We start from the raw sequence: 13,311 nt of genomic DNA, 5'->3' as shown, positions 1-13,311 counted from the left end.
AGAAAAGGCATGGTGGACTCCATCCAACATGCCTTTTCTTTATCATAAATTCATGAATTGCCATATATTTTGTTAAAAAACTTCATTCCAGCTCTTGCTTTGTTTTTTCATAGCCTTGAACTCGGCAATCATTACGTATAATCCGGCTCCAACCGCCGCACCGGCACTATCAATCGCTACATCCATCAAAGCAGGCCCTCTTCCTGGGATGAACATTTGATGGAACTCATCTGAAATAGCATAAACAAAACAAATACTTATAGCCCATATTAAGGCCCGGCATCTCGAAACACCGCTTGTTTTGAGCGCATTCATCACCAGTACACCCAGTACAAGATAAATGATGAAATGAGCGTTTTTCCGGACAATGTGATGGACCATATCCACATGCTCCCGCAACTCAGGCGCAATTTTTTCTGCTGCCATTAAGATAACTTCCACAACCCCTGAGCTTAACTCACTTGAATCCGTTGATGGCTGGTGGGATAGAAAAAAGATTAAAGCCATCCAAAGAGTAACTCCAGTCCAGGCTATTACTTTGCATTTAGACATATATATATTCCCTTTTCATATTGATTTAACAAATAAGGCATTATTGAATCTTTTTCAAAAGCTTATAAACGCCCTATTTATTATAGCATCCCCTAGTCCAAATGCTTTAAGTAAAAAGTCACTTTCGAAGCTGCCATAAAGAAATGCGATTAAATAAAATTCGGTAACTTTGTTGAAGCTAAGGTATTGCTTCTATCAGTCAACAATAAAAGGCCGCAGTTAAAATCCTTCGTGGATTCTAGCCGCAACCTTCTTGTTAAAACTGTTTCTACATTATTCTCCATTCCTCTTTATCGTTCCATTCAACATAACAATTACAAAATCGGATTGGTATATGAAACCATCCAACTTTTTTTATTCCTGCTATAAAAAGCGACAATTTTGTATCCAGCCCCCGCAGGCGCCTCTACGCCCTTTTTGCCGTCCTTATTGTTAACATCAGCAGAATCGCATACTATTTGAACCGGCTGGCCGGCGCTGTCTTCAACATACATTTCCAGAACTTCTCCAAATTTATGGGAAGGGGCCGCCGGAAGTTCAAACCGGATAGGATTGGTATCCCCGGATTTCCGATTGACGGTAATGCGCGGTTCCTGGTCCCGGCTGAAAGACGCGCTTTCCGGCTCTTCTCCTATATACTGATATAGCTGACCGTTATGAATTACACTAACAGTACTATAGTCAAAGTAGTTTTCGCGCAGTGATGTCAGGGAAGCAATGCCTTCACCCACCCCATCAACCGGTTTCGCCAATAGCGGTTCAAGGATGGTTAGGCCTGATGGATAATCCAAAATTGCATTTGCATAGCCGTTGTTTTCAAAATAAGCATGCGTAATGGAATTGGAATAAGCAGGCGTTGTATCGATAGAGCCGCTCCCGATATGGATACCGGTGATTCCATTGGAATCGAAATTGCCGCCTTGTATATGATGGCCGTAGAGTCCGCGCACCATGAGGCCCGCTCCTTTATTGCCGACAAAATGACAATCATAGATGCCGTAGACATTGTTGTCGCTTCCCCTATCCGTGTGGAGTCCGCAGCCGATATGGATGGCATACTCAGTCCCGACACTTAAAGGGCGTTTCAAATCCGGCGAGACTTTGATGCTGTTTGTGCCCACTTCATCAATGTGGTAGACCGAACCTTCTCCGCTCCCCACTTTCAAGTATGCCCCGACATATACACCGCTTTCTTTTGGATTGAAAGCCAAAAAGGATACTTTACTTCCGGAGCCTGAACCGCCTCTCCCTTTTGCAACTGTTCCATTTTGTGAAAACTGGCAGAGCCGTTCGAACACGCATAAATTATTGTTTCCTTCTCCTGTAATTTGAAGCCCATGAATCAGTGCCCATTCAAATACAGAATTCGAGAAGATCTTGTCATGAATATCAGTTGCCAACATGCAGACTTTGGCGTATTGCACATAGCCGTTTTCAGGATCGCTTCCTATGAATTTGATGCCTTTGACAGCTCCGCCGCTTCCGCGCATTCTGACCAGGTAATCCATCGGTTGCGAAGGCGCGATAATGGTAGAATCAGGGCTATGGCCAAGCCAAGCAACAGGGCTTCCGTCTTTAACTTCAGGCACTTCAAGCGGCCCGCTGATCCGGTACAGGCCTGGGGGGAAGAATAAGTTTCCTCCTTTTGAAGTGCGATAGACGGCATCAATGGCTTCCTGAAGCGCTTTGCGGTCATCTGCCTTGCCATCGCCTCTGGCGCCATAGGACTTCACATTAAAAATCTGGTCACTCGTTTTTTTAGGAATCCACATTTCCCGAATCAAATCTTCTTTGCTTCTAAGTTCTAAGGCCGTTTTACCGATATTGCTTCTGACAACCATCTATGTCCACTCCTTACTCCGTATACGCGTTCACGTCAATTTGCAGGCTTCCAATCTCTTTTCCTATGGATAAGATTACACTTGCAAGGTTAAATAAATGTTAAAAGTTGAAACTAATAGGGCCAGAAAATTCATCTTACGGTTCCGCCAAATCCTGCCCTCTTTTTAGCCGGATTTCTCTCGTTTGTAAACTGGACTTGAACCGCTCAGCCTCTAAATTAATATTCCTATTATTTGTTATACCAACACTATTTCGCTAAACAAATTCTATAGTTTAATTTTAATAATAGCACCAGCTTCCAAGTTGTCAAACTATTGTAAAGATTGGGAATGGGAGCTGTTACTAAAGTCGATATTTATACCAGACATACTGCATCTATATCGACAATGAAAATTCGGTTTTTAAACTGAGGGTTTAGGGGAGTTCGTACTAACTGATGATTGCTGCACTCGCGTTTTCCGATGAAACACCTAGTGATTATAAACTTAAAAACACAAAACCCGCAGTGCTGTCGCTCTGCGGGTTTTACAATATACTATTACGAATTAAACAGCCGGCCGCGTTTAATTGTCCGGATCCAAAATCCTCCATGAATAGTTTTTGAATCATTGGCTACTACAAACGCTTGAGGCTCCAACTCCTTGATTGTCTGATATAATTTTAGTTCATGTTTTTTCGGTGTCAAAATCTGCAATGAACGGCGCTTGCCTTCATGGCCATTCGTTTCCCAATCCGTTACGCCATAGCCTTTTTCCCTTAACTGTTTTGATAGTTTATCCGAGTTTTCCGGAGAAACAACACTAGCTGTTACATAACCTAAAGTCAATTTATCTTCGATTACAGAACCTACAATAATTCCTGCACCAAATCCAGCGGCGTATGAGATCAAGTTCTGGATTTGCGATATGTTTTCAAGCACCAAACCTAGTCCTAGAATATTGATGATAACCTCAAGCACGGATAAGGCGGCAGCCAAGTACCGATAACCTTTCATCATCAAAATCATCCGGACCGTCGATAATGTCACATAGACAATACTAATCGTAAAGATGATGAATACTAATAAGATCGGATTTAAGCCCAAAATAAAACCTTCTTTCCATTAAATATTATCTCTTTCCTGATGAAACGGTTTTTCCCCTGCAAAACAGCATGTAAACGTGTGTATTCCTTTTTTCATATTCTTTAAACTTCGTTAATAGTTTTTACATGATGACTTACTTATGCCCAGCCTTTAATTGGCACACTATTATTTCTGTAGTATTTTATTCGGAAGGCAAAAATAGCAAAACAAGCAGGATGGAAAAAATTTTTATCCCCTTGCTCTTCCCTATTTATTTCATCTATATTTCCACTTACTTATCTTTCCTAAACAATAATTCTCTATCTTTCTATAATATTTAGTGAATTTCCCGATCTTAGCTTCAGTTTTCTACGTAAAAGAAAGCTTGCTCCAGAATTCGGAACAAGCTTTCTTTCATGGTTTGTATGAACTAATTGTCGTAAAAGAACTATAAATCTTCTTTCCATTCACAATACGGTAGGCTCTTACTTTGTAATAATAAGTTTTACCTCTTACCAAACTTTTGTTTGAAAATTTGATAGTCGATCCGGAAGCGGTAGTTTTTATTTTAGTATAATTCCCTTTTTTGCTAGTTGCACGGTAAAGTTCATATCCGCTGGCTTCACTGGCTTTGCGCCAAGTTACTTTAAAAGTAGTGGTACTCGCCTTACTAATTGAAATGCTCACTGGTTTTGCCAGAACCGGCATTGTCCTTGTAATACTGGAGTAGGGACCAAAATGTTTTTTTCCATTGACCGTACGATAGGCCCTTACTTTGTAGTAGTAAGTTTTTCCAGTCGTCAAACCTGTTCTGGTGAAGCTCAGTGTGCTGCTTCCTACTGTTTTAACATTGCTGTACGTACCGTTTCTCGAAGTCGACTGATACACCACATAACCACTGGCTCCAGCCACTTTTGACCAGCTAACTTTGTTTTTGTTGTAGCCTGCAGTTGCCGCTTTTATAGAAGAAACTGCAGAAATGGTTGGTTTGATGCTCACAGCACTAGAATACGGACTATAATGTTTTTTTCCATTGACCGTGCGATAAGCCCTTACTTTATAATAATAGGTCGTTCCTGTTGCCAAGCTTGTATCGTAGTAGCTGAGCAAACTGCCGCTTTCGACGGTTTTGATATTGCTATAAGTCCCCGCCTTCGAAGTCGCTCTGTATAAGACGTACCCGCTTGCCCCGCTAACTTTAGACCAACTTATTTTGCTCTTATTGTAACCGGGTGATGCGGCTTTTACTGAAGCTGAATGAAAGATAGCCGGCTTTCCGTTCGCAACGCCAGTATACGGCCCATACACTTTGCCTCCGTCTGCCATCCGATACGCCCGCACTTTGTAATGATAAGTTTTGCCAGTTGCAAGGCCGCTGTTGATATAGCTTAACGTTTTTCCGTTGGTAACTGTACTGATTTTGCTGTAAGTTCCTGAACCTGATGCGCTCCGGTATATTTCATAGCCGTTCGCTCCAGCAACTTGTGCCCAGCTCACTTTTAGCTTATTGTATGCTGTCGCCGCAACTTTCACAGTGCCGTCAGCAACAGTAATTTTTGCTGCCGGGCTTTTATTCCCTGCTGCGTCTTTTGCAACCACGCTAACAGTTGTACCTGCTGTCTGCCTAGGGATTTTCATCATGAAGTTTCCGCCGATTGCTGCAGCTTTGCCAATTTCTTTGTTTCCTGCATAAGCGGAAACAGTGGATTCAAGTTCGGCCTTTCCAACAATCGAAGTTGCATTGTGATAAAGAGAAATGACTAGTGGCGGCTCAGGTGGGGTTACGTCAACTACAAAAACTTCTTTTTCCACTTTGCCAAAACGGTTTTCGGCAGTAATCGTTAGCTTGGTTCCCGCTTTCTGTTTCAAGATGGCAATGCCGAATGTCTCTTCCGCCGTTGCTGTACCAGTTCCTAAAACAGTTTCTCCTCGCTTAACAGTCACTGCAGCGTCCACTTCTGCTTTTCCAATTACCTCGTTTGACTGATCACTTACTTCGTCCACTTCCGGTATTGCAGGCGGAAGCAATAAGGCATCTTTTGCATTTACCCGGCCATTGCCGAAAAAATCGTCTTTGCCGGGTGCTCCTAAATCTTTTGCCGTTTCGTATAACCGCTTTTCAATGTCTAAGTTGGTTAACTTCGGATCATCAGCTAACACTAAAGCTGCGACTCCCGCGACTACCGGAGAAGCCATCGATGTTCCACTCATTTCCCCGAACGAATCTCCAGGAAGGGTCGATTGGATCGAACTGCCTGGAGCGGTAATATCAATCGTTGGCCCATAATTAGAGAAACTGGATAACTCATCATTAGCTGTAGTAGAACCGACTGAAATAACTTCTGGATAAGCCGCCGGATAATTTGGTTCGCTTTTTCCGTTATTGCCCGCGGCCGCAACCATGACTACTCCATTTTCATGTGCGCTTTGAACCGCTGTTTCAAGAGCTTCGCTAGGCTCTTCAGTCCAAAGGCTCATATTTATAATATCCGCACCGTTTTCCACTGCATAGTTGATGCCCAATATAACATCAGAAGTGTATGCGTACTCCCCATTAAAAACATTGATTGGCATGATGCTCGTTCTTGGAGCAATGCCTGCCCCCATCTTTTGGTTGTCAATTGAGCTTCCTATTATACCGGCCACGTGTGTTCCATGGGCTCCCGTTGGAATAGCAGTATTGCTTTTCTTTACTACATCGTACGGAGAAACAAATTTGCCTTCTAAATCTGTATGAAGCATATCAACGCCATCATCAATGACAGCGACCACCACTTCCGTGGATCCGAGGGTTTTATCCCAGGCCCGCATGGTTCCGATTGTCTGATGGTGATATTGCTTTAGACTTACGTATGAATCATTTGCAGTATACGCAAGCTTGATCTTGTGATCCGGCTCAACCTTTTCAATATCACTTCTTTTCTCTAGTTCTTCCATAAAACTCTCTACCGTTTCATTCTCTGGAACTTTCACTGATACCAACTGGCTATCTTGTCCTTCAACCGGAATCACTTCACCATTCTCTAGTGGATGTAAAGATTTTTCCTCCATTAGAACAATGACTTGATCAGTTTCCGCCTGTTGTGTTTCTGCAGATATGGTTATATCCAACTGTAAAAATATTATTAATGCCATTAGTACGGCTAAGGTTTGCTTCATTATTATTCTCCTTTTCATCAAAGCGACATCAAAATATAGATAATATCGCTATTTTCAAGAACTTTTACCAAACTTTCCTCCCACATGATATCATAATTCCAAAAGGATTATATACATTATTTTTTTACAAATATAGTAATATTTTTTATTATTTTTCAGCTATAATAGCTTATATCAATATTTTTCTGATTTCCATACAGAAAGAACCATAAATTTTTCTCAATCGTCTTAAAAGTTTTTTGTTTATACAATTTACCTATCTATCAGGAGTGGAAAAAGTGAAACAACAAATAAACCTATCAGAAGAATGGTTTTATGCAGCTACAGATCCGCTTATAGTAATTGATGACAAGGGAAAAATTATACAAGTGAACCAAGCATGGGAAAAAGCATGTTTAAAATACAATTTGTCGAAAGAGTGGACCGGCATCGGATCCGATTATTTTCAACTTAGCCGACAATCAGGAAACCAAAATGAAATTCGTGCCTTGCTTGCTGTGTTGAATAAAGAGCAATTTACAGTGGAAACAAAGCAACACTTTCCCGCAAAAACTGGAGATTATATTTCTTTATCATTCGAAGCAATCCCCATAAATTTTGACGCAAGTTTCCCTGACTATGCGCTGCTTTTACAGAAACCGACCAGTATCCATTCCGTGCAAGCTATCTCAGCAGAAAGTGTTTTAGAAAGTATGACTGAAGGGTTTTTCCTAATAGACCATCAATTCACCCTCTTCTACCTTAATGATGTTGCAGAACGAATCGTTCGTTGCCGCAGGGAAGATGTAATTGGCAGAAACTTATGGGAATCCTTTCCATCAGCTAAGAGCATTAGGCCATTATACGAAGGATATGAGCTTGCATTAAAAGACAAAGTTGAAGTTGAAGTAGAAACTTTCTTCGAATCGCTTGATACTTGGTTCAGGGTCAAAGCTTACCCTTTAGCAATCGGTGGATTAGCGGTCTACTTCCAAGACATCGGAAAACAAAAACAGGCTGAAATCACCTTGACCCAGTATGCTTATTTCGATGACCTAACCGGCCTTCCAAATCGGAGAAATCTTATACAAGAAGGCCTTTCTTTCAAAGGACAAGAAAAGCCATTTTCGATGTATTTTATCAATCTGGATAACTTAAAGCTGATTAATACTTTGCATGACTACAATACTGGAAATCAGATTTTAAAAATGGTGGCAGAAAAGCTCCGAGCAATGGCAGGCGAACAACATAAAGTTGGTCGACGCGACGGCGATAATTTTATTTATCTTCGTTGTGAGCCAGATTATGCAAATTCTTCTCAATTTGCTGAGAAGATACTTGCAGTCTTCGAACAGCCATTCAAATTAGGAAACTTTAAAACCATCAAAGTTACAGCCAGTATCGGAATTGCTCATTTTCCACACGATGCAGAAACCCTTGATCAATTAGTGGCTAATGCAGAAACAGCTATGCTGGAAGCGAAAAAATTGAAGGGTTCTTCGTATGCAATTTTTAATCCATCGATAAATGAGAAACGCACTCGCAGATTATTAATCGAAGAAGAACTTACAAAAGATTTACACGAGTCTGGTTTTCACTTTGCTCTACAGCCTCAGATTGACGGGAATTCCGGCCAACTTATAGGAGCAGAAATTCTTTCGCGGTGGGCTCATCCGGTACTTGGTGAACTTTCCCCATTAGAATTTATAGAAGTCGCGGAACAGGCTGGAACAATCATTCCTTTAACTTATCATTTACTGACAGAAGTTTTTAAGAAGATGAAAGAATGGGAGTCGCGGTATGGACGCCATATTAAAACTGCTGTCAATATGACGCCTTCGCTTCTGTCCTGTCCTACTTTTTTCGATATACTTACCGAAATGATGGAGCAATACGGCATCCTGCCAGAGTGGATTGAAATTGAAATTACGGAACAGGCCGAAATGACTTATTCGGAGCAGACGCTTGAAAACTTACTGCGCTGTAAAGCAAACGGCATTTCCATCGCCATCGATGATTTTGGCACCGGCTTTTCCATGATTTCTTACTTGACTCAGTTTCCAGTCAATAAAATAAAAATCGATAAATGCTTCGTCCAAGAAATTGGAAAATGCCGCAAAACAGAAGCCGTACTGAAGTCGCTTATCCATCTGGCAAAAAGCATTGAATGCGAATTAATAGCTGAAGGAGTAGAACGTCCGGAAGAAATCGATTTTCTTAAAAACAATGGCTGCACCGTTTACCAAGGATACCTATTTGATAAACCGCTAACCATAGAGGAATTTGAAACAAAGTATCTCCAGGAGAATTACCAGTTTTCGATTGAATACTAGAGAAAGCTCAAAGGGATAAGAAGAATCCTTCTGCTTATCCCTTTCCTGTCTCTGAGAACACAAAAAAGCAGAAAATCAAAAATTGATTTTCTGCTTTTTTGATACGCTTTTACATCGCAAGTACCGCTTCATTAAAATGAACACGGTTCTTGCCTGTGCGTTTTACGTTATATAACGCTTCGTCAGCCTGTCTGATTACATCGCTGATGCTTTCTTGATCAACGTCCCAAACAGCACCGCCGATGCTGCAGCCGATTGAAAGTATTTCCCCTTCAATAAGGTATGGCTTGTTAATTGCTGCGATGATTTGTTCGCCGATCGCTTTTCCATTCTCTACGGAAGAATTTTCAGAAGTCAGAACTACTACAAATTCATCTCCCCCCACTCGTGAAACGAGCTCTTCGCTATTAATATTCTGACTTAATCTCTTTGCTACCTGTTCAAGAAGTACATCCCCAATATGATGGCCATAAGTGTCATTTATTGATTTATAACCGTCTAAATCTATGTAAAGCACAGCAATCGTATCGTACTTCTGGACCGCCGCATCCACAAACTGATCGAGTGCATTGCGGTTTGGAAGGCCGGTCAAGGCGTCGTGGTAAGCTACATTCTCCATTCTTTCCAAAGCTGTTTCGGTCTGTGTCAAATTGGAAACAAGTTTCCGCAATGAATCTGTCAAGATTTCGATTTCTAGAATTCCTTTATAGGAGGGAATTTCAACAGTCTTGCCGGCTCTCAAGCGGTCTGCCACCGCTGTAATCCTTTTCAAAGGACGCGCGACTCGGTCTGCCAAAATCCAGCCTAGCCCTGCAAAAACGAAAATCAATAGGATACCGGATATCAAAATGAACCCCATCAATTCTTTGATTGGCGCATAAGCGACTTCCACCGGCTGCCTGACCAAGATAGTCCACCCGAGGCCTGGGTATTCTTGATAGCCTTCTTCGACAACATATCCCGTTAAGTACCGCTTGCCGTCTCCCCATTTTTCAAGTGTCCAGCCGTTTTTGTTCGTTTTTGCCAGTTCCATGCTTTTAACGTTCAGCGGATGGCCCACCATTTCTTTTGGCCCCAGTAACACATCATTGTTTTGTTTACTGACGATGAAAAATTGAATACCCTCTTGACCATTTACCGTTTTACTCATGGACTCTTCAATTTCTTTCATCCATTCCCAACTCAAATGGGTAGCCAATACACCGATAAACTTGTTTTGATAGTCATAAACAGGCGTGCTGATATCAACGAACTTCATCTTTTCCCCTGTAGGATTGGGCAATAAATCGGCTAATAAAACCGCTTCGTGAACATCTCCGATAAACTTTTCTTTCAATGCCATTTGATATACAGGCCGCTCCGAAATGTCCACGCCTTCAAGTATACTGTCAGTAGCGGCTGTTACAATGCCATCTGCGTCAGTATACCCAATCCAGGAAAAAGATGGAAATGTGGACTTTGACTGATCGAGCAGATCTTGGACTTGATCTATGTCTTCCGGCTGCCTCAATTCCTGCAGCTTACTCAAAATTTCAATTTCACCATACCGTGACCACATATATTGATCAAGTGTATTACTCATTAAATGAGCGCTTTCCGCAAGTGAACTTCCTATTTGAAGCTGGACTTGCTTAACGGAACGGTAGCCGATAACAGCACTTAGCACGATGATTAAAGTAAAAACCAATATCGCAAATACAACTGATAAACGTGTCCGAAGACTTGTGGTTCTTTTCATTTTTCTCCCCCGATTGCAAATAACTCAGGAAATTATATCATACTTTTCACACTGGAAAAGCGTTAATTAATGATTATTATTACCCATATAGCCTTTCCCTAATTTATTTTTATTTCTTCAGTCGGCCGTTCCTCCAAAAAAGGTATTCTTTCTGCCTTTTAGTCGATTTCTTATTTATATTGATGATTTTATTCTCCTTTTTGCTTTTTAAAAGACTATTGCCAAATTATCTGTCAAACTGAAGATTATTAGAAAACCGAAGGAGTTTTACCATGAAACCGATAATCAGGCCGCTTAGCACGTTGCTCATGGGTGGAACTTATTTGCTGTCGATTTTTTATCCATTTTCTTTCGCCCCGTCCCTTGTCAGCTTGTTTGCATTGATCGCCCTGCTGTCTTTTTTTCCATACTTGAATCGTGTCCCGAAAGTACTGATTTTGGTGTTGACCATCGGAGCGCTCAGCATAGAATTGAGCCGGGAAGGATTGCATCAGCTTTTCATTGGACTGCAGACAAATGCGAATGTCTTGGCCATTTTCATATTTGTCCCGCTTCTTGCTATACCAATCAAACAAGGAAACTATTTAGCATATGTAGAAGTCATATTTTCTTCTTATATTAAGAAAACGCATCAGTTGTACTTGTTTTCAACAATTTCTGCTGCTAGCATCGGCGCCGTCATGAATGTCGGTTCTTTGCCGATTTTGTATCAGCTGACCGATACCAAGTCGTTCCAGCCGTACACAACGCTTCGGCTTCAGTCGATGAGCCGGGGATTTGTGCTGGCTTTTCTCTGGTCCCCTTATTTCATTTCCGTTGGGCTTGTGCTCGCTTATTTTGACATCACGTGGCTGCAACTTTTCGTCCCTGGCATCTCCCTGGCCCTGCTCATCATGCTGACTGGATATTTTCTAGAAGGAAAAAAACGCGAAGAAATTCCGATAGATGTACCCAAACCTAGCCAAGATGTATTAAAAAAGGCCAAGTGGAAAGTGGCGGAATTGGCACTCATAGTTGCCTTAATTACCGCCATTATCATGATCATTGAAAGTCTTACCGGCCTGTCAGTTTTAACAGTCATTCCACTGGTCGCCATTTTGATGTCATTCGTCTGGTCGCTGTTCTTCAGCACCCGACAAGAACTGGTCCAAAATTATCGGGCATTTTTCGACGCGCGAATTCCCGGCATGGGCAACGAACTTTCACTGTTCATCATCGCCGGCGCTTTCGGTACAGCTCTCTTGGATAACGGTGCTGATGAGTGGATTTTGGCGCTGCTCGGTTCACTGAACATTTCGCATGTTCTTTTGCTTATCCCATTAATTTTACTTCTTATGGTTATACCAGCCATTGTCGGCCTTCACCCGGTCATTACAGCAACGATATTGGCCATTACATTGAGCAATTCCCCGCTTTTTGTCGGGGACCATCTTTACTTAAGCCTCGGCCTTCTTGCCAGCTGGATGGCTGCGATACTTGTCTCGCCATTTTCCGGCGTCAACTTGCTGCTCGCTGCCATCAGCAGAAAAAGTCCATTTGAAATCAGTTTGAAGAACAATGCAGGGTTTGCGGTTCTGTTGTGGGGGATATGTTATGCAGGGATTGTGGGGTTGTATTTATTGAAGTAAATCAAAAACAAGCCTTACTTGAAATAAACCAATTTCAAGTAAGGCTTGTTTATTTAATAGTTAGCCATTCGGCTTAGCAGGTTTCGAAATATTCTCGATCGCCTCGCTAGAATTTTCGGCTGTCTGGTCTTTAACTGCAATGTCACCGAGCGCGACAATGCCCAGAAGTTTGTTCCCTTCGCAGATAGGCAAACGGCGAATTTGGTGTTCCGACATCAAGGTGGCGGCATCTTCAACATCCATATCAGGCGTTCCAGTCACAAGGTCGGAAGAAATGATCTGGCCGACCGGCGTATCCAGCGCAAATTGCGCAGCAATCCCCCGGATGACAATGTCCCGGTCCGTGATGATGCCGACAAGCCCTCCACCGTTAGTATCCACGACCGGAATTGAACCTACATCCAAATTCAACATTTGGATTGCTACGGCCTGGATCGGTGTGTCTGTTGTGCAAGTTTCTACTTCTGTCGTCATAATTTCTGTCACTTTCACGATTAGTTCCTCCTTTTGGTTTGGGTAACTAAGCTCAGTAAGTTTCTTGAAATCAACTACAGATTAAAGGCGAAACATTACGCAGTAATTCGAGTTTTCTTCTGGTCCATGCCGAGCGCGTCAGTCAACGGGCAATAACGGGTAATTCCTTCAGCTACTTTTTGCGCACCCATCAGCGACACGAAAAGTTGTCCGCCAGATGGCTTTTCCCGCGCCATTTTAGCAATTGACCACGCAAGCAGCGTCAATCCGCACGAAATCCGGACCATCGAATCGATTGTTCCAATGTTTTGCTTCATCCAATATCCCCTCCCAGTATTCCTGATTTACACCTATAGTGTTCCCTTTTCTTTTCAGGCTAAACGATTTTTTCGTTTACAGTTTAAAGTCAAGAACATCAAAAAGACGGCTTTTCGCAAGAGAAAAGCGGAAAAATAAACGGACAGAGCATGTTATGCACGTTCAGGAGAAAATATGCACGCTCGTCGTAACTTATGCACGCTCAGAAGAAAATACGCACGCTCA

The 13,311-nt window shown here is 42.0% G+C and carries 9 protein-coding genes; 2 read left to right on the top strand and 7 right to left on the bottom strand.

Annotated features, from left to right (window positions below):
* Positions 1-72 precede the first annotated feature (72 nt).
* The 4 genes from B0H99_RS07260 to B0H99_RS07245 all read right to left on the bottom strand — a co-directional run bounded on the left by B0H99_RS07260 (position 73) and on the right by B0H99_RS07245 (position 6,616).
* A complete protein-coding gene (locus B0H99_RS07260) occupies positions 73-507 on the bottom strand; it encodes a VanZ family protein (RefSeq protein ID WP_245894431.1) in 435 nt (144 codons plus the stop codon).
* Between the two features lie 359 nt (positions 508-866).
* A complete protein-coding gene (locus B0H99_RS07255) occupies positions 867-2,393 on the bottom strand; it encodes a right-handed parallel beta-helix repeat-containing protein (RefSeq protein WP_106532983.1) in 1,527 nt (508 codons plus the stop codon).
* Between the two features lie 539 nt (positions 2,394-2,932).
* Positions 2,933-3,478 (bottom strand): DUF2179 domain-containing protein, encoded by a 546-nt coding sequence (locus B0H99_RS07250; RefSeq protein WP_106532982.1) that lies wholly within the window; start codon positions 3,476-3,478, stop codon positions 2,933-2,935.
* 393 nt (positions 3,479-3,871) lie between these two features.
* A complete protein-coding gene (locus B0H99_RS07245) occupies positions 3,872-6,616 on the bottom strand; it encodes a S8 family serine peptidase (protein WP_181313606.1) in 2,745 nt (914 codons plus the stop codon).
* A 278-nt stretch (positions 6,617-6,894) separates the two neighbouring features.
* Here B0H99_RS07245 and B0H99_RS07240 point away from each other — a divergent pair, with 278 nt between their 5' ends.
* A complete protein-coding gene (locus B0H99_RS07240) occupies positions 6,895-8,928 on the top strand; it encodes a sensor domain-containing protein (RefSeq protein ID WP_146137256.1) in 2,034 nt (677 codons plus the stop codon).
* A gap of 109 nt (positions 8,929-9,037) precedes the next feature.
* Here the strand turns inward: B0H99_RS07240 and B0H99_RS07235 are convergent, their stop codons facing one another.
* Positions 9,038-10,666, bottom strand: a complete 1,629-nt coding sequence (locus tag B0H99_RS07235) for a sensor domain-containing diguanylate cyclase (RefSeq protein WP_106532979.1) — start codon at positions 10,664-10,666, stop codon at positions 9,038-9,040.
* A 272-nt stretch (positions 10,667-10,938) separates the two neighbouring features.
* Here B0H99_RS07235 and B0H99_RS07230 point away from each other — a divergent pair, with 272 nt between their 5' ends.
* Positions 10,939-12,294 (top strand): hypothetical protein, encoded by a 1,356-nt coding sequence (locus B0H99_RS07230; protein ID WP_106532978.1) that lies wholly within the window; start codon positions 10,939-10,941, stop codon positions 12,292-12,294.
* A gap of 60 nt (positions 12,295-12,354) precedes the next feature.
* Here B0H99_RS07230 and B0H99_RS07225 read toward each other — a convergent pair whose 3' ends face one another.
* Together B0H99_RS07225 and B0H99_RS07220 are read right to left on the bottom strand one after the other, a co-directional pair.
* A complete protein-coding gene (locus B0H99_RS07225) occupies positions 12,355-12,786 on the bottom strand; it encodes a CBS domain-containing protein (RefSeq protein ID WP_245894429.1) in 432 nt (143 codons plus the stop codon).
* A gap of 77 nt (positions 12,787-12,863) precedes the next feature.
* Positions 12,864-13,085, bottom strand: a complete 222-nt coding sequence (locus B0H99_RS07220; protein WP_106532977.1) for a YgaP family membrane protein — start codon at positions 13,083-13,085, stop codon at positions 12,864-12,866.
* Positions 13,086-13,311 lie beyond the last annotated feature (226 nt).

The sequence above is a fragment of the Planomicrobium soli genome (assembly GCF_003014655.1).
In the GTDB taxonomy this organism is placed as follows: Bacteria; Bacillota; Bacilli; order Bacillales_A; family Planococcaceae; genus Planococcus; species Planococcus soli_B.
This window is presented reverse-complemented; position numbering and strand designations above follow the sequence as displayed.